The 16,978-nt window shown below is 69.6% G+C and carries 15 protein-coding genes and 1 pseudogene; 14 read left to right on the forward strand and 2 right to left on the reverse strand.

The annotated features are described in order from the left end of the window. From G361_RS50550 to G361_RS0131530, 9 genes and pseudogenes are all read left to right on the forward strand, one after another. A pseudogene (locus G361_RS50550) lies at positions 1-1,560 on the forward strand (collagen-like protein); the annotation flags it as partial. 48 nt (positions 1,561-1,608) lie between these two features. Next, positions 1,609-1,911, forward strand: coding sequence for a YbaB/EbfC family nucleoid-associated protein (locus tag G361_RS0131495; protein WP_019931125.1), 303 nt, complete (start codon positions 1,609-1,611; stop codon positions 1,909-1,911). A gap of 96 nt (positions 1,912-2,007) precedes the next feature. Next, positions 2,008-2,316: a type VII secretion target gene (locus tag G361_RS0131500; RefSeq protein ID WP_019931126.1), complete on the forward strand. Its 309-nt coding sequence runs from the start codon at positions 2,008-2,010 to the stop codon at positions 2,314-2,316. Continuing rightward, positions 2,313-3,605, forward strand: coding sequence for a hypothetical protein (locus G361_RS0131505; RefSeq protein ID WP_019931127.1), 1,293 nt, complete (start codon positions 2,313-2,315; stop codon positions 3,603-3,605). The genes G361_RS0131500 and G361_RS0131505 overlap by 4 nt, the downstream gene beginning before the upstream one ends. Positions 3,606-3,656: 51 nt before the next feature. Next, entirely contained in the window at positions 3,657-3,962 is a 306-nt protein-coding gene (locus tag G361_RS0131510) for a PE domain-containing protein (protein ID WP_019931128.1), read from the forward strand. 35 nt (positions 3,963-3,997) lie between these two features. Next, the gene (locus G361_RS47450; RefSeq protein ID WP_019931129.1) at positions 3,998-5,053 is read left to right on the forward strand and encodes a PPE domain-containing protein; all 1,056 of its coding nucleotides are present in this window, start codon (positions 3,998-4,000) and stop codon (positions 5,051-5,053) included. Then, entirely contained in the window at positions 5,053-5,838 is a 786-nt protein-coding gene (locus G361_RS0131520; RefSeq protein ID WP_019931130.1) for an ESX secretion-associated protein EspG, read from the forward strand. Before G361_RS47450 ends, G361_RS0131520 begins: the two co-directional genes overlap by 1 nt. Positions 5,839-5,904: 66 nt before the next feature. After that, positions 5,905-6,252 carry a WXG100 family type VII secretion target gene (locus tag G361_RS0131525; protein WP_019931131.1) on the forward strand — a complete coding sequence of 116 codons (348 nt, stop codon included), beginning with the start codon at positions 5,905-5,907 and terminating at the stop codon, positions 6,250-6,252. 38 nt (positions 6,253-6,290) lie between these two features. Beyond that, positions 6,291-6,620: a hypothetical protein gene (locus G361_RS0131530; RefSeq protein WP_019931132.1), complete on the forward strand. Its 330-nt coding sequence runs from the start codon at positions 6,291-6,293 to the stop codon at positions 6,618-6,620. Positions 6,621-6,706: 86 nt separating this feature from the next. Here G361_RS0131530 and eccE read toward each other — a convergent pair whose 3' ends face one another. After that, complete coding sequence (gene eccE, locus G361_RS45585) at positions 6,707-8,395, reverse strand: type VII secretion protein EccE (protein ID WP_052172934.1); 1,689 nt, start codon at positions 8,393-8,395, stop codon at positions 6,707-6,709. Between the two features lie 96 nt (positions 8,396-8,491). Here eccE and eccB point away from each other — a divergent pair, with 96 nt between their 5' ends. The 3 genes from eccB to G361_RS0131550 are packed head-to-tail and all read left to right on the forward strand — an operon-like array spanning position 8,492 to position 12,052. Further along, a complete protein-coding gene (gene eccB, locus G361_RS0131540; RefSeq protein WP_019931134.1) occupies positions 8,492-10,126 on the forward strand; it encodes a type VII secretion protein EccB in 1,635 nt (544 codons plus the stop codon). 40 nt (positions 10,127-10,166) lie between these two features. Then, positions 10,167-11,240: a glycosyltransferase gene (locus tag G361_RS47455; protein ID WP_019931135.1), complete on the forward strand. Its 1,074-nt coding sequence runs from the start codon at positions 10,167-10,169 to the stop codon at positions 11,238-11,240. Between the two features lie 11 nt (positions 11,241-11,251). Continuing rightward, entirely contained in the window at positions 11,252-12,052 is an 801-nt protein-coding gene (locus tag G361_RS0131550; protein WP_019931136.1) for a hypothetical protein, read from the forward strand. Here G361_RS0131550 and eccA read toward each other — a convergent pair. After that, positions 12,036-13,853 (reverse strand): type VII secretion AAA-ATPase EccA, encoded by a 1,818-nt coding sequence (gene eccA / locus G361_RS0131555; RefSeq protein WP_019931137.1) that lies wholly within the window; start codon positions 13,851-13,853, stop codon positions 12,036-12,038. The genes G361_RS0131550 and eccA overlap by 17 nt on opposite strands. Positions 13,854-14,059: 206 nt before the next feature. Here eccA and eccD point away from each other — a divergent pair, with 206 nt between their 5' ends. Together eccD and mycP are read left to right on the forward strand one after the other, a co-directional pair. Next, positions 14,060-15,538, forward strand: coding sequence for a type VII secretion integral membrane protein EccD (gene eccD, locus G361_RS0131560; protein ID WP_026343739.1), 1,479 nt, complete (start codon positions 14,060-14,062; stop codon positions 15,536-15,538). Continuing rightward, positions 15,531-16,952 carry a type VII secretion-associated serine protease mycosin gene (mycP, locus tag G361_RS0131565; RefSeq protein ID WP_231387168.1) on the forward strand — a complete coding sequence of 474 codons (1,422 nt, stop codon included), beginning with the start codon at positions 15,531-15,533 and terminating at the stop codon, positions 16,950-16,952. The genes eccD and mycP overlap by 8 nt, the downstream gene beginning before the upstream one ends. Positions 16,953-16,978: the final 26 nt, after the last annotated feature.

The following is a 16,978-nucleotide window of genomic DNA, read 5'->3' on the forward strand; positions in this document are numbered from 1 at the left end:
ACCGTCGCCGGCGAAGCAGAACCCGGCAGCATGTTCAACCTCGCCCAGTTCTACTTCATGTCCATATCCATCCAAACCAACAACCCCGTCCTCGCCAGCGATGCCACCCAATGGAGCCAACTGGCCGCCAAATGGAACACCGCCACCGACGACTTCTACAACGCCACCTCCAACGCCCTCACCGACACCGCCACCTGGTCCGGCACCGGCGCCGACTCCGCCCTCACCGCCGTCGCCAACTACTACCAATCCGCCCAAGACCTCGGCGCCGGCATGAAATCCATCTACACCGCCCAGTCCTACCTCACCGACCTCTTCGCCAACCTCTACAAAACCCTCCCCCAACACTGGGTCGCCGTCCGCATGGGCCACTGGGGCGGCTGCTCCACCAACAAGAACAACCTCTCCACCACCCAAACCCACTGGAACGAAATCTACGTCCCCGCCCTCCCCAAAATCGCCGCCTACATCCCCACCCTCGCCGACCCCAACAAAGACACCGCCAGCGGCCCCGACAACAACTACGGCACCGGCGACCCCGGCAACGGCAACAACAACAACGGCTACAACGGCAACGGCTACAACGGCAACGGCAACAACAACAACGGCGGCGGCAACGGCAACAGCGGCACCGGCGGCTACAGCGGCGGCGATACCGGTAGCGGCGGCGGGCAATCCGGCGGCAGCGCGGGCACACCCAGCGGGAAGGGCCTCAGCGCAGGCGACCTCGGCAACCTCGGCCTCGGCTCCAGCGGAGATTCCGGCACCGGTGGTACCAGCGGAGGCGATACCGGCAGCAGCGGCGGGCAATCCGGCGGCAGCGCAGGCACACCCAGCGGGAAGGGCCTCAGCGCAGGCGACCTCGGCAACCTCGGCCTGGGCGGCTCGGGGACGACCGGAATCCCGGCCGGCACCACGACATCCGGCACCTCGTCGCCGGGCACCACCGGTGATCCGTTCGCCGCGGCCTCCGGCCCGATCAGTTCGCTGCTGGGCAGCCTGCTCGGCGGCAGCGGTCCGCTCACCAATCTGGCGGATCTGCTGGGCGCCACCGGAGTCACCGGCCCGTTCGGGGCGTCGGGCCCGTTCGGCGCTTCCGGCATCACCGGTCCGTTCGGCGCCTCGGGTATCTCCGGCCCGTTCGGCTTCGACGGCGGCAGTGGCGCTTCCGGCATGCTGGGCGACCTGGCCGACGCTCTCGGCGGCGGTGGTGGCGGCGGCAGCGCCGGCGGTGCGCTCGGCCCGGGTGCGCTGGGCACCGACTCGCTCGGCGATTCCAAACTGTTCCCGCGCGCCTCCACCGCTACCGGCGGCGAGCAGGCCGATCCGACCGGATCGCGCGCCGGAATCGCTGCGGCGGCCCAGGATTCGACCACGTCGCCGACCGGGATGGGCGGCATGCCGATGGGCGGGATGCCGATGGGCGGCATGGGTGGCGGCGCGGGTGCCCAGAACCAGCAGAAGGAGCGCAAGCGCGCCTCCTATCTGGACGGCAAGGAACATATGGACGAGGCGCTCGGCGACGATCCGCTGAGTGTGCGCTCGATCATCGATCGCTGAGCACGACGCTCGCATCCGGCCCTGCGACGAAAATGAAAGGACGCGTTGATGATCGGTGAGCAGTGGGCACAATTGGAGGCCGCGGCGCAGGCGCGGCTGGGACGCATGCGGCAACTCTCCGACGATCTCGCGGCTATCCGGATCCGGCACACGGCCGCCGGCGGCGGCGTGACGGTCACTGTGGACGGCGCCGCCAATTTACTGGATCTCGAACTGTCGGAATACATTTCACAAATGTCACCGACGGAGTTCGCCCGGACTGTGATCGATACCGCCGCCGCGGCAGCACAACTGGCGCTGGCCAGGCGCGGAGCACTGATCGAGGAATTCAACGGTCAGATGAACTCTTGACGGAGAACATCCGTAGGAGTTGCCGAAACCACTGGGCACGTTAACATTACCGTTGCGTCGCTTTTCTCTATGCGTAGACAAGCTCTAGGAGGAGCCGTGGTGGACATCCTGAAGGTGGACCCCCAGGTATTCCGGCAGTACGGCGATATCGCACAGGGCAGCGCGGCCACCGTGGCCGTTGCGGGCGCCGTCGATCAGGCGAGCAGCATCGCGGCGGCGGTGCCGGTGTTCGGGCTGATCGGGCAGGAGTTCCTCGCCAGTTTCGCCCTCGCCCAGAACAATCACCTCACCGCGGTGACCCAACTGGCGACCGTGATGGCCGGCACCGCCCAGGCCTCGCACGGGGCCGCCACCGCCTACGAGCGCGCCGAGGCGCACAGCTCGGAAGGTTTCGCGGCACTGTGACCGAGGCCGCCGAAACACTGGCGGCACCACTGCATCCCACGGTTCTGGACGCTCTGCAGAACACGCCCGCCGCGCCACTGCTCGGCCAGCCGGTTCAGCAGATCCTGGCGACCATGGGACTGCCCGAATTGCCGCAATTGCCTGCTCTGCCACCACTTCCGGCGCTGCCTCCGCTGCCGCCGCTGGATCCCGGCACGCTGGTCAAGCCGATCACCGATCTGTTCAGCGGTTTCGGCTCGGGCCAGCTCGGCGCCAACGGCGCCCTCAATCCACAATCGCTGCTGCAGAACGTCGTTCAGACCCTGAGTACGGTCGCCCAATGGGCCCAGCAGGGTCTGTCGCTGTTGCAGTCGATGGAGGGTTCCGGCACGCAGGCGGCCACCTCGGCCGGACTGGCGACCCAGGCCAGCTCCACCGCGGTCTCGACCCAGGCCGGGCAGATCCATTCGGTCCTCGGCGCCGCCTCGCTGACCGTCGCCGACGGCGCGGCCGAAATGGCCGCGGTGGCAGCCCGATTCCTCGCCACCACGGTGGCTCTCGGCCCGACCCTGATCACCCCGGCCGGCCAGGCCGCGCTGCTGGCCGCGGCGCTGGAGTCCGGTTCCGAGGCGAGCGCGGTCACCGCCCGCACCAAGGCGCAGCTCGCCGCGCATTCGACGACCATGTCGCAGGCGGGTTCGTCGGTGACCGTCAACGGATCCTCCGCGGCCGGCTCACAATCCGCACTGCAGCAACTGCTCTCGGAAGTGCAGCAGGTGCAGCAGTTGGTGCAGCCGCTGATCTCGGCGGCCCAGCAGGTGGGCACCACGGTCGCCAAGTCGCCCCTCGCGAGCCCCGTGGCGGGTACGACCACCGCCACACCGGCGCCCGCCACCGGCACGCTCGGGGCCGCCGCGTCCGGTGCGCTCGCCGGCACCGCCGCGTCCGCACTGGCCGCCGCGGGCCTGGTCCGGGGTGGATTCGGCACGGTGGCCGCACCCGCGCCCCTGGGTGCGTACCAGGAGGAGGCCGTCGTGGAGACCGCGGCGCTGGCGCCGGTCGGCAGCGGCGGCCCGCCCCCCGGTGAGACGGTGACGACCGAGGAGGCCATGCCGCCGTTCGCCCCGGGTGGCGGTGCGGCGCTGGCGGCCACCAACCGAGCCGCGGCCGGGACCGGTACACCCGAGGGCCTGGTGAACGCCCGGCACGGCGACGAGCTGGTCGGCGACGACGCCGACGAGGCCGCGGCCCCCGTCATCGGCGCGGTGGCCACCACCGCCGACAACCCCGACAGCCCGTTCAGCCTGTGATCCCCCCGACCTGACGACCCGATCACACAGCACCCCCGGCAAGGAGACGCCATGAGCAAGATCGCCTTCGACCACGAGTTGGCCCGGCAGGCCGCCGGACGTTTGGACGCCCTCGCCGACGAGCTGGAGGCCGGGCTGACCCACGCCGGCCACTCGCTGAGCCCCGCGGCGGCCGCCGTCGACCCGGTGTCGGACCGGACCGGCGACACCCTCGACACGGTCGGCAGCTCGTTCCGCGACTCCTACCTCAGCGGCGTGCGGGAGCTGCGCAAGATCGCCGCCAACATGCGGGCCCATTCGGACTCGTTCGGCGACACCGATTCCGACGCGGTCGACACGTTCCGCGGTTTGTCGTGACCACCGCCGGGTGAGATCAGAGAACCTAGGAGAGCATGGTGGAACCACCCCAGACCGGCTTCACCGGCACGGTGTGGGATGCCGTCCCGCCCGAGCAGCTGGCTCGCGAATTGACCACGGGGCCGGGCGGAATCCCCACGGTCGAGGCCGGACTCGCGTACGCGGCGCTGGCGATCGGGCTGGGTGAGGCGGCCACCGAGTATCGCGCGATCCTCGCGGTGATGGGTGACGCCTGGGGTTCCTCCTCCAGTGAGGACGGGCTGAACCAGCTTGCGGCCCTGTCGGATTGGATGGACAAGATCACCTCCGCCGCCCAGTCCAACGCCGCGATCGCGGCCCGGCAGGCGGCCGCGTACGAGGTGGCGCGAAATACCCTGCCGCACATCGTGGAGATCACCGAGGCCGTCCGCGCGGCCGAGGATCTGGTGCGCGGCAGTCTGCTCGGCGCACCCTTGGCCGGATTGCTGGACGCCGCCGAGGAACAACTCGACGCCGTCCGGCAGCAGGCGGTCCGCGTGATGCAGGCGTACGAGGAGGCCAGTGAACATCTGGCCCGGCCCTGGCAGCAGGAAGTGGCGCCGGAGGTGTCCGACGGCGCCGCCTTCCTCGCCGAACAACCCGGCGGCGGCGGTGGCGGCGGCGACGGCCCCGCGGCCGGCAACCCGGCCCCGACCGACGGCGTGGCCGGGCCGGAACAACTCCAGCGCGCACCCACACTGTCCGATCTGCCGCACATCGACCTGTCCGCGCTGCAGGCCCCGGCCCCGGTCCCGACCGTGCCGGTCGGCAGCGAGGCGCTGATGATGCACCCGCTGGCGGCGCCGGGCGCGGCGGGCACCACACCCGCCGCCGCCACGCCGCAGGTGGCGGTGCAGGCACAGCCGATGACCGCGGCGCCGCCGGTCATGGCTCCCGCCACCGCCGTCGCCCCGCCCGCGGACACCTCGGTGCTGCGGGCCGACTCCGCCGACGCCGACGACCCCGGCGAGACCATCGTCGTCAATGCCGGATTCGCCACCGCCCCGGCGGTTCTCGGCGGCACCGCGAATCAGGTCACGGGCGCCGGCGGGACCATCGGCGAGGGGGCCTGATGGCGACCCTCAGCACCGACGGCATGCTGGCCGTCGCCGCCGCGCTCGGTGTCCAGACCTTCCCGACCGTGCTGGGCGTGCGTTCCACGCACACGTCGCACGCGGATTTCGCGGCCGCCCGGGCCGCCGCCGTGACCGACCTGTCCGGCCGGGGCATCCTCGACCGCGACGGCGAGGTCCGCGACGACGAGCTGTCCGCCGCCCTGTTCGCGCTGGCCCGGCCGGAACGGCAGCTGGTCGCGCGAATCAAGCGCGCGGACAACCTGATCCGGTTCTGCCTCGCCCGGCGCGGACTCGACCACGCGGTGGCCGTCCGCACCGGCGACGATCTGGAGGTCCGGACCGTCTGGGCCGGCGACGATCCGGCCACGCTGGCCCGGCCACTGCTGGCCGTCCTCGGAACCGCTGCGGCCGCGAATGTTCCCGCGTTCAGCGCGCCGACCGAGGAACTGCGGCAACGGCTCGATGATCCCGCTGTGGACATCACCGCCGCCGCCTACGGCCTGGGTATGCCGGAACCCGATGCGGTCACCCTGGGTCTGGCGCTGCGCGAACGACATTCGACCGCCGAACTCGTCTGCTACAGCCACCGCGACGGCCTGGCCGTCCGCTCCCCGGCCGCGGCCGCCGTGTACGACACCGCCGCCGGGCGCATCATCGGCGGCGGCAGCGTCACCGCCGACGGCCGCTCCTGGACCACGCTCGCCCCCGGCTCCGACGGTCGACTCGCGCAGGTGATCGCCTCGCTCGTCGAATCGTTGCCGGAAGGCAGGTGGATGCCCTAGCACCTCCCCGCTGGGACATTCGAATACCGAAATGTCAGTCCCCAGACCCGAAAGAAGGTAGCCGTCATGGCTGATTCGAGTTCGATCCAATATGACGTAAGCGCGAACAACGCGCAGACCGAGATGGGTAACGCCGTCGACGCCCTGCGCGCGAAGATCTCGAAGATCACCCAGGCCGTGGACGACGCCAAGCGGGGCTGGCAGGGCACCGCCTTCCAGGCCTGCGCCAAGGCCGCCGACAACTGGGACGCCGAGGCCACCAAGCTGAACGGCATCCTGGACGAGATCACCCAGGAAGTCGGCCACGGTAACAAGAGCTACACCGGTCTGGAAGGCGACAACACCCAGACCTTCAGCAAGCTGGAGGGTGAAGCCGGCTCGGCTGCCACCGCCTACACCTCCTTGCACGGCTGATCACCCCCACCTCCATTCGACCCTTCCGGGAGACTGTCATGACCAGCGATTTCATGAAGTACGAAGAGGGAGTCCTCACCGACCTCTCCGCGCTGCTCGTCCAATTCAAGAAAGACCTCGCGGCCGAGTCCGACAACTTCCACGGCGCCGCCACGAAGCTGGCGGCCGCGTGGGAGAACAACGCCGGTCTGGGCGCTTTCCAGGCTTCGACCAAGAAGTGGGACACCGCCTTCGGCACGGAATCCGACAAGAGCACGGACACCGCCCTCGGCATGATCCAGGCGCTCTCCGACGCGGTGGCCACCGCCCTGGCCAACGCGCAGGCGGCCGACCGCGGCGTCTCGAACTCCTTCTCGCAGTACGAATAACAGCCGGACGCGCGACCTTCCCGCTGTCACCGCACCCGGATCCGCCGTCCCGTACGGCCGGGTCCGGGTGTGGCGTCTTTTCCGGCTCAGGCGGACTGCATCGGCCGGGCGGCCGGATCGCCACCGTCGATGTACCGCAGCTCGTCCGGGATGGACACCACCCGGACGGTCCACTCCCCGGAAGCGGTTCGGACGTGCACCTCGTCCGGATCGTCGGGCGACTCGACGAGGATCACGTCCGCGCCGAGGCTCGCCGCCGTCAGCTCACCCGGCTCGCGCACGTACATCACGGTCGCCTCGGAGACCTGACCGGTCGAGGCGACCCCGTCGTAGACGATGAGGGTCGCCGCCGCGGTGTGCTGGGCGCCGCCGCCGGGTGACGACACCGACAGTGCCTCGGGCACCCCGATCAATCCGACCATGTGCTCCCAGTCCTCGGGCCGGGTGCTGTGCACGATCACCCGGGCGCCGATCGCGGTGGCCCGCAACGTCGTCTGCTGTGCCAGCCGCAGACTGCCGACGACCTCCACGCGGCGCACCTTAGGCCCGAACACCGGTACCGCGACACCGAAACCGTCGGCGGTGGCACCGATCACCTGACCACAGCCGCCCGCGGGCACGGCCAGCTTCCGCAGCGTCTCGGCGGGACCGTACGCCGCGTCGGGGTGCTGCTCGCCCTGGAGCACGACCTGTCGCTGCACACCGGTGAGCGGGCGCAGGCCCAGGGCGGTCAGCGCCTTGCGGGCCGCACCGGAATCGGCGCCGAGCGTGTCGTGACGCACCAGCGCGGTGATCGCGAACCGCTTGTCCGGCTGCCGCGAACCGGGGTGCGCGGCGACCGGGGCCAACCGCAGCCGCATCATGGTCGACAATCCGGGGACGGCCCAGATACCGGCCAGCACTTCGGAATCGAGCCGATCCGGCCGGACGGCGTAGCCGGTCATCTCGATGTCGATGCCGCGCAGCGAATCCCATTCCTCGCGCCACTGCTCGGGGGCGCCGCCGTAGAGCGCGGCGGCATCCGCGGCGGTGATCTCCGCCGCGGTCAGCACGCGGGAATGAACGCCGTGCCGGGCCAGCCGGTTCGCGACGCGACGGGTGGCGACCAGCGCGGTACGAACGGTGCCCTCGGTCCCGCCGCCGCGGTTGCCGATCGCCTCCGCGTTGTCCAGCGGGTCGAAACGCAGTGCCAGCCAGACGGTCCGGGTGGCGGTGGCGGGCAGCGGCCCGAGCATCCGCTCGTACATCCGGATCGCGTCGTGGGTGCCGCGCGAGCGAACCCCCAGCGCGATCACGTCCACGGCGGCGAGGCGAATGTCGAACTGGGACAAGCACTGTGCCACCTCGGCGAGCGGCACCTCGTCGGGGGTGCGGATCTCGGTGGGCGCCAGCAACGTCGCCGCCACCCCGGCCGGCTCCACCTGCAGCACGGTGACCAGCGCGCCGCCGTCCCAGCGCATTCCGTAAACCGCACCGGCGACCTCGGGAACCGGAACATCGAATGGCTCGGAAGTAGCCGTCCTACCATTACCGCGCATTTTACGCCACCGCAGTGCGCAGCGCATTCCCACAATTCGCCAGATATTTCTCCCGCGGAAACGAACCGTTCCCAGCAGCAGCACAGCGACACCGGTTCCGATCGCCGCCGGCAGCATGACGTGCGCGGCAATCATGATGGTGCCCACCGTAGTTCCGGCCGCGGCGGCGGGCAGCAGCACGGACAGCGGCAGCCGATGAAAAACACTGCGATCACCGGATGTCAACTGGTCAACCATTCGGTATATCTCCCATCGGCACTCACTCCCGCATTACGGTAGCCTCTCACACAGCTGCCATTTTCGTGTGTCTTGGGTTGGTGGAGGAGTTTAGCGGTGCCGGCACAGTTGACCACCCGAGCACAGGTCAATGGATATCGATTCCTGTTGCAGCGCTTCGAACATGCGATGGTCCGCCGCGACGTGCGCATGCTGCACGATCCGATGCGGATCCAATATCGTTCCCTGATAACGGGTCTGGTGCTCGCGTTGCTGTTCACGGCCGGTTGCGCGATTCTGTCGTTCATCCGGCCGCAGGGGCAGGTCGGGCAGGCGAAGATCGTCATGGGCTCCGACTCGGGCGCGCTCTACGCGGTGGTCGACCAAACCCTGCACCCCGTACTGAATCTCGCGTCGGCGCGATTGATCACCGGGAGCGCCGAGTCGCCGACCTCGGTCAAGGACGCCAAACTGGCCACCATGCCGCGCGGGCCGCTGCTCGGCGTCCCGGGGGTACCGGCCGCGCTGCCCGGCACCGCCGACCACGACATGTCCGCCTGGACGCTGTGTGACGACGTCTCCGCCGGATTGAAGACCACCGTCGTGGCCGGACCGCCGCGGCTGGGACCGGCGATACGCGCGGCCGCGCCCGACGCCGCGCTGCTGGTCTCCCGAAACGGCGTCAATTACCTTGTCTACCAAGGTAAGCACGCCCGAGTGGATATGGGCAACACCTCGATGGTGGAGGCGCTCGGCGTGCGCGGGATGCGCGCACGACCGGTCGGCGACGGCCTGCTGAACGCGACCGTCGCGGTGCCCGATCTGGTCGTGCCCGCCATGCCGGGCACCGGCACCCAGGGCATGGTGCACTGGGGAAAGCTGATGGTGGGCGCGGTGATCCGGGTGGACAGCTTCAACGCCAGCAAGCTCTACCTCGTCCTTCCCAACGGGGTGCAGAAGCTCTCACCGTTCGCCGCGGAGGTCATGCGGTCGGTGAGCTCGGCGGGGCTGACCGAGATCGCGTCCGTGCCGCCGGATGCGCTCAGTGGCGTCCCGGTGCTCGATTCCATGCCGCTGGATCAGTTTCCGACCGAGCAACCGCACGTCGTCTCCGCCGACGAACAGCCCGTGGCCTGTGTCACCTGGTCCCGCGCTCGGCGCGATCCGGGCGCGCAGCTGGGCCTGCTGGTCGGTAAGCAGGTCCCGCTGGCCGAGGGCACCCGCGCGGTGACCCTCGTGGACGGTGGCGGGGGCCAGCGGGCCGACGCCGCCTACATCCAGCCCGCAACCGGCGAATTCGTGCAGGTGACCGGCGTCGAGCCGGACAGCACCCGCCGCGACGGGATGTTCTACATCACCGATACCGGGGTGCGTTTCGGCATTCCCGACGCCACCACGGCGGGCGTACTGGGCCTGTCCGAGCCGAAACTCGCGCCCTGGCAGATGGTGAACCAGCTGCCCGCGGGACCGATGCTGGACCGCCAGGCCGCGCTGGTGGCCCACGACACGATCGGCGCCGGAACGGACACCCCGGCCGCGGCCGGGCCGCCGGCGGGCGCACCCGGTCCGGGGTCCGCAACGCCACAGGGAGCACCCGGCCCGGGGAGCACACCGCAGGGCGCACCGGGCGGGAACGCGCCTTCCGGACCGGGCGGGAACACACCGCCCGGACCGGGTGGCGCGCCACCACCGGGACCGCCCCCGAACACCGGTGGCGCCAACCGCCCGGACGCGGTGTCCGGAAACCCCTGAGCCGAACCATTTCCCGAGCCCGACGACCCCGAGTGACCGGATGAGATTCCACGTAGCCGCGCTGCCCTACACGCAGACCACCAAGTACTACACGCCGTGCGCGTACACGCAGAAGGTCCGCAAGTTCTGCGACATGATGTCCGGCCTCGGCCACGAGGTGTTCCTCTACGCCGGCGAGGAGAACGAGGCGGCCTGCACCGAGCTGATCACCGTCTTCACGAAGGCCGATCAGCTGGACTGGTTCGGTGAGAAGACCCTCGCCGACGGTTTCGACTGGTTCTCCTGGAATCCCGGTGAGCGGCACTGGATCCACACCAACTCCCGGATGATCGCCGAGATCGGCAAACGCCGGCAACCTCACGACTTCCTGTGCGTGATAGGCGGTTCCGGGCAGAAGCCGATCGCCGACGCCTTCCCCGAACTGCAGACCGTCGAATACGGCGTCGGCTACAGCGGGGTGTTCGCCAAGTACCGGGTTTTCGAGAGTTACGCCTGGATGCACGCGGTGTACGGCGCCCGCACCACCGTGCCGAAGATCATGTCCGATCGCGGCCAGTTCTACGACGCGGTGATCCCGAACTACTTCGAGGTGGCCGACTTCCCGTTCTCCGCCGAGAAGGACGACTACTTCCTGTTCGTCGGCCGGATGATCGAGGCCAAGGGCATCCAGATCGCCGTGGACGCCTGCCGGCGGCTCGGAGCGCGGCTGCTGCTCGCCGGCGCCGGCCGGCCGCCGACCTACGGCGAACACGTCGGCATGGTCGACATCGAGCGCCGCGGCGAGCTGATGAGCCGCGCCCGTGGGGTTTTCGCGCCCTCGCTGTATCTGGAACCGTTCGGCGGCGTCCACGCCGAGGCGATGCTCTGCGGCACACCGGTGATCACCACCGACTGGGGCGCCTACAGCGAGACCGTGCAACAGGGTGTGCAGGGCTTCCGCTGCCGCACACTGAAAGAGTTCACCGAGGCCGCCGAATCGGTGGACAAGCTGGACTATCAGGGAATTCGCGATTACGCGGTGGCGAAGTTCGCCACCGAGGCGATCGCACCGCAGTACGACTACTACTTTCGCAGGCTGCAGACCCTCTGGGAAGACGGCTTCTACACGATGTAGGGAGAGAACCCATGTCCGACAACGCCGGCACGCACGATCTGGTGATCGCTCGTTACAACGAGCCGCTGGACTGGGTCAAGCGGGTGCCCGAGAACTTCCGCCTGCACATCTACAACAAGGGCGGCCCGGATCTGCCCATGGAGATCCTGGAGCGCGCGACGACGTATCTGCCGATGCGCAACGCCGGCCGGGAGTCCGACACCTACCTCACCCACATGCTCGAATACGGCCCGGGCGCAGGCGAATACACCGTCTTCGCGCAGGGCGACCCGTTCGAGCACAGCCCGGATTTCCTGCCGTTGCTGGAACGCGCGGACACCTGGGTCGATGTACAGGGGCTCAGCTGGGCCTGGAAGGAACATATCGGGCATCCGCCGCAGACCCTGCTGACCCCGGAGCGGTCCCAGGTACCGGGCCTGCGGGTGCGGGAGGAGCTGTATTCGCTGCTCACCTGGACCACCCTGGAATGGGTCGATCCGGGTTCGGAGCGCATCGGCCGCAACTATCGCCTGCTGCACCGGCTGCCCGAGGGCGTCAACATGATGGCGCACTTCCTGAACATGTGCGAACTGCCGGACCTCGCCGAGGAATGCGCCAAGCATCTGATCGGAAGGCATTGCTACGGCGCCATTTTCGCGGTCCGCAACCCGCTGATCGCCAAGCTGCCGCAGCGGGCGCTGGTCCGGATGCGGCAGGCCGCGATCGGCGCCGACGCCCACGGCTACTTCTGTGAACGCCTGTGGCTGCACGTCTTCGGTGAGCCGTTCCTGATGCCCGCGCCGATCGGGGCCCCGGTCATCCCAGAGTACTGAGCAGGTTCTCCAGCGACTTGGCCATATCGGCGGCCTCGATCCGCATCAGGACATCGTCGTCGAGGTTCCGCAGATCGAGGCTCTCGTCGCTGGCGAGCCGGTATTCCCGCTCCTCCTCGGCATTCTCGATCACGTTGCGGATGAAGCGGCCGTTACCGGCGATGTCGATACCGCGCCGCGGCAGGCCGCTCTGGTCCACCCGCTCGGCGTCGAACAGCTCCTGGCACGCCCTGCGCAACAGCTCGATCCCGTCCTCGGAGACGGTGGAATCGCGGTTCTTCGCGATCAACCGGCCGATATCGCACAACTCCTCCGGGGTGTAGGAGTCGAACTTCACCCGCTTGGCGAAGCGGGACGCCAGACCGTCGTTGGCGGCCAGGAAGCGGTCGATCTCGCCGTCGTAGCCGGCGATGATGACGACCAGCCGGTCGCGGTCGTTCTCCATCCGGGCCAGCAGCGTGTCCACGGCCTCCCGGCCGAACGCGTCGCCGCCGGAAAGTCCCTGCTGGATCAGCGTGTACGCCTCGTCGACGAACAGCACACCGTCCATGGCCGAGTCGATCAGCGCGTTGGACTTGATCGCGGTGGAGCCGAGGTGCTGGCCGACGAAATCGGAGCGCTTGGTCTCGATCACCTTGTCGGTCTTCAGAAGTCCGAGCCCGCAATAGATCTTCGCGACCACCCGGGCGATCGTGGTCTTACCGGTTCCGGGCGGGCCGGTGAACGCCAGGTGCTGGCCGCGCGGCATGCTCGACAGCCCCTTCTCGGCGCGGATCTTCGCCAGCGTCGCCGACGATTGCAGCTTGGCGACCTGCACCTTCACCGCGCCCAGGCCGATCTGCTGATCCAGCTCGGCGCGGGCGGCGGCCAGGATCGCCTCCGCCTTGTCCTGATGCTCCTGCTCGGCGACCTCCTCCAGCGAGGGCGCGGACGCCGGATCCCAACGGTCGGTTCGAGTTTCGATGTTCTCGCGGGTGGTCACCACGATCCGGAACTTGGGATCGCGCATGGCCTGCGCATTGGACTCGAAATTCGGGACCTGGGTGTAGACCTTCTCGAACATGGCGCGGGCCTCGTCCTCGTTGCCCTGTTCGCGCAGGCACAGGCCGCGGCAGTACATCGCGGCGGTGCGGGCGGCCGGGATCGGGCCGTTCTGGGCCAGGTCCAGTCGCCGGATCGCCTCGCCGAACAGGCCGAGATGCGCGCACGCGGTGCCGACCATGATGTGCGCGCCGGAGGCGAGGTAGGTGTCGGGCCATTCCGCCGAACCGGCCAGTACCGACATCACATCCGGCCAGCGCTGCGTGTTGAAGTGCAGCACCGCGCGGGTGTACGCGCACACCCGGTCGTCGATGGCGCGGTCGGGATCGTCGGTCATGGCCCGGCGGCGCTCGGCCAGTTCGTCGAGCACCCGCTCGGCCTCGTCGTATTCCTGATCGTTGATCAACTGCATCGCCCAGGCGAGCCAGATCTCGGCCAGGCTGGCGATGGGATATTCGATGTACTGGCCGATCTGGAAGCGGCCCACCAACTGCCGGGGCGCCAGCCCGATGCGGCGCTGTTCGCGCAGCAGCGCGGTGGCAGAGGTGCGGTACAGCTGGGCCAGGACCTCGCGGGTCACCTCCCCCGCGGCCACCCTGCCGAGCCATGCGTCGCACATGGTGGGGTCGACTTCGGTCGCCCGCCGGAAAGCTATCTTGGCGTACTCCAGATCCTTGGCGGCCTGCTGGCCGTCGACCATCAGACCCAGGGACAGCACGCCGGCATCGAATACCTGTTGCGCTTGCCGAATGGCGGACATAGTCGAAACTCTCCCTGAAGGTGAACCGAAATCTCCGGCCGGCACTCACAGTTCACCCTCGGTTAACGTGAAAAGCGACCCGGCACTTGAATTTTGCCACGCCGGAGGCCAATGTGCCCAGCACAGTTGGATTCCGGCGCAGGCGGGCCCGGCTCCGTCCGGCGCGCCGCCGGGGCATCTGATAGCTTGCAGAACGCACGACCGGCATGACATCGGGAGTACGTCCAGTGATCGAGTCAACGGCTATCGAGCCACAGCTGTGCCGGGTTTCGATTATCGGCGGCAACACACAGGTCGACATGGCATTGCCGGCGTCGATACCGATCGCCAATTTCATCCCGGATGTCGTGGAGATCATCGCATCCCGAAATCCGGATCTGTCCGAGCACGACGAGAGCGGCGGCCCGCTGCAGGCCCAGCACTGGACATTGTCCCGGCTGGGCCACGAGCCGATCGAGCCGCACCGAACCCTCACCGAGGCAGAGGTTTTCGACGGCGAACTGCTGGTGCTGCGCACGATCGACACGGTCGAGGCGCCCGCACTGTTCGACGATGTGATCGACGCCGTGGCGCGGCTCACCGAAAGTTCCTTCCACGGTTGGAGTTCCGCCGCCGCCGGCCGCACCGGGCTGGCCGCCGCGATCGCGGGCAGCATCGGCACGGCCCTGCTGCTGATCGTGGCCACCGTGCACGGCTGGGGTATCGCGGCCGGCGCCACGGGTCTCGGCACCGGCCTGCTGACCCTGGTGGCCGCCACGCTCGCCGCGCGCATGTACGCCGACACCCGCACGGCCACCGCGCTTTCGCTGTGCGGTCTGATCCTCACCGGAACCGGTGCGGCGCTGATGGTTCCCGGCAACCTCGGCACCCCGCACATCCTGCTCGGCTGCGCCGCGACACTGCTCCTGACGGTGCCGGTGCTGCGCCTGGTCGACACCGGCACGGCGATGTTCGCGACGCTGATCACGGCGGCCGCCTTCGGCACCGTGGGGTCCGGGGTCATGGTCGTCTGGCACGTCGACGCCCCGAAAATCGGTGCGGTGGCGGTGATCTGCGGCCTGCTGGGCATCACGCTCACGCCGCGGGTGGCGGTCGCGACGGCCCGGCTGCCGGTGCCACCGGTGCCGACCGCGGGTGGCGCCATCGACCCGCGCGATCACGAACAGCGGCCCACCATCGAGGGTATCGGCGCGATCGGCGCGACGGCGATTCCGTCCGCGGCCGGGCTGGGCCTGCGCTCCAAACTGGCCAACGAGTACCAGTCCGGCATGCTGATCGGCATCGTGGTGGCCATCGTGACCGGTGCCCTCGCCACCGCGGCCACTCCCGAACATCGCTGGCAGGGTGCGGCTCTTGCGGTCGCGACCGGTCTGGTGCTGTGCCGGCGGTCGCGGGCGTTCGCGGATATGGCCCAGGCCGGGGCGCTGGTACTGGGCGGGTCCGCGATCCTCGTCGCGCTGCCGGTCCTGCTCGGGGTGCGTCAGCACGATCTGGCGTTGCCGGCCGCCGGTGCGCTGCTGGTGTTCTCGGCCGGCGCGGTGCTCTTCGGGGTCGTCGGCCCGCGGGTGGACATGTCACCGGTGGTGCAGCGGTTCGGCGAGATCCTGGAATACTTCTTCATCTGCGTGATCGGGCCGCTGGCCTTCTGGGTGCTCGACATCTACGGTATGGCCCGCAATGCGTAGTCGCGCATCGCGTTTCCCGCACGCTCGCGCCGCCGTGCGCAGCGGGTTCGCCGCGGCCGCGGCCGCGTTGCTGGTGTGCGGGCCGATGCCCGGCGCGCAGGCGCTGGGCCCGCCCGGAGTCGATCCGAACGCGCTGGTGCTCGGCGCGCCGGTGCGGCCGCCGGAACCGAGCCAGCAGCATCTGGTCTGCTCGCATCCGATCTGGACCGGCAACGCGCCGGTCACCGAACCACCCGTGCAGAAGGCGCTGGGCCTGCAGCAGGCCTGGCAGTTCAGCCGGGGCGCAGGGCAATTGGTGGCGGTGATCGATACCGGCGTGAACAACCATCCCCGGCTGTCGCTCGTCCCCGGCGGCGACTACGTGTCCGACTCCGACGGCACCATCGACTGCGACGGGCACGGCACCCTGGTGGCCGGTCTGATCGCGGGTCATCCCGCGCCGGAGGATCGGTTCTCCGGCGTCGCCCCGGACGCGACCATCCTGACGATCCGCCAGACCAGCCTCGCCTACGAGGTGAAGGGCACCTCCAATGCCGACAAGCAGGGCCGCATGTCGGCCGGCGGGTACGGCACGGTGACCACCCTCGCCTTCGCGATCGTGCACGCGGTCGACATGCACGCCACCGTGATCAACATCTCCGAGGTGTCCTGCATCTCCGCGGGCGACAGTCCCGCCGACGGCGCCCTCGGCGCGGCCCTGAAATACGCCTACGACCACGACGTGGTGGTGGTCGTCGCCGCCGGCAACCTGGAGAGCCAGGGCGCGTGCAAGGCGCAGAACGGCACGGCCGGCTGGGATTCGGTCAAGACCGTCGCCACCCCGGCCTGGTTCTCGCCGTACGTGCTGTCGGTCGGCTCGGTCGAACTCGACGGCGCGCCTTCGCCGTACACCCTGTACGGGCCGTGGGTATCGGTGGCGGCGCCGGGCAGCAACCTGATGTCGCTGGACAGCTCGCCGGGTGGTACGGGCCTGGTCAACGGCACCCCGCAGAACGACGGCCCGGCCGCGCCCGTCGACGGCACCAGCTTCTCCAGCGCGTTCGTCTCCGGTGTGGCGGCACTGGTGCGCGCCAAATTTCCCGCGCTGACCGCGCCGCAGGTCATGGACCGGATCGTGCGCACCGCGCACGCACCGGGACCGGGCCGCGACGACCGGGTCGGCGCCGGGCTGATCGACCCGGTGGCCGCGCTGTCCGCGGTCCTGCCGGCCCCCGGCGATGTCCGCGCGGCCGGGGTGGGCCGGGCCTTTCCGGCGCCCGTTCCGCCGCCGGCCGAGAATCCGTGGCCGCGCCGGATCGGCGTCGGCGGCGCGCTGGCCTGCCTGGCGGTGCTGGCCGTCGTGATGGCGGTGTCCATCCCGTTCCGCCGCGAACATCGCCGCCCGCTCGTCCTGCCCGGCGACGACGACCTGTGACCCGCGCCGACCGCGCCCCGACCGAG

Source organism: Nocardia sp. BMG111209, assembly GCF_000381925.1.
GTDB lineage: Bacteria > Actinomycetota > Actinomycetes > Mycobacteriales > Mycobacteriaceae > Nocardia.

Bases quoted from the DNA above. Each gene is read 5' to 3' on its own strand.
- G361_RS0131495 (WP_019931125.1), top strand. From the start codon at position 1,609: ATGATCGGTGAGCAGTGGGCACAATTGGAGGCCGCGGCGCAGGCGCGG.
- G361_RS0131510 (WP_019931128.1), top strand. From the start codon at position 3,657: ATGAGCAAGATCGCCTTCGACCACGAGTTGGCCCGGCAGGCCGCCGGA.
- G361_RS47450 (WP_019931129.1), top strand. From the start codon at position 3,998: ATGGTGGAACCACCCCAGACCGGCTTCACCGGCACGGTGTGGGATGCC.
- G361_RS0131520 (WP_019931130.1), top strand. From the start codon at position 5,053: ATGGCGACCCTCAGCACCGACGGCATGCTGGCCGTCGCCGCCGCGCTC.
- G361_RS0131525 (WP_019931131.1), top strand. From the start codon at position 5,905: ATGGCTGATTCGAGTTCGATCCAATATGACGTAAGCGCGAACAACGCG.
- G361_RS0131530 (WP_019931132.1), top strand. From the start codon at position 6,291: ATGACCAGCGATTTCATGAAGTACGAAGAGGGAGTCCTCACCGACCTC.
- eccE (WP_052172934.1), bottom strand. From the start codon at position 8,395: ATGGTTGACCAGTTGACATCCGGTGATCGCAGTGTTTTTCATCGGCTG.
- G361_RS47455 (WP_019931135.1), top strand. From the start codon at position 10,167: ATGAGATTCCACGTAGCCGCGCTGCCCTACACGCAGACCACCAAGTAC.
- G361_RS0131550 (WP_019931136.1), top strand. From the start codon at position 11,252: ATGTCCGACAACGCCGGCACGCACGATCTGGTGATCGCTCGTTACAAC.
- eccA (WP_019931137.1), bottom strand. From the start codon at position 13,853: ATGTCCGCCATTCGGCAAGCGCAACAGGTATTCGATGCCGGCGTGCTG.
- eccD (WP_026343739.1), top strand. From the start codon at position 14,060: ATGACATCGGGAGTACGTCCAGTGATCGAGTCAACGGCTATCGAGCCA.
- mycP (WP_231387168.1), top strand. From the start codon at position 15,531: ATGCGTAGTCGCGCATCGCGTTTCCCGCACGCTCGCGCCGCCGTGCGC.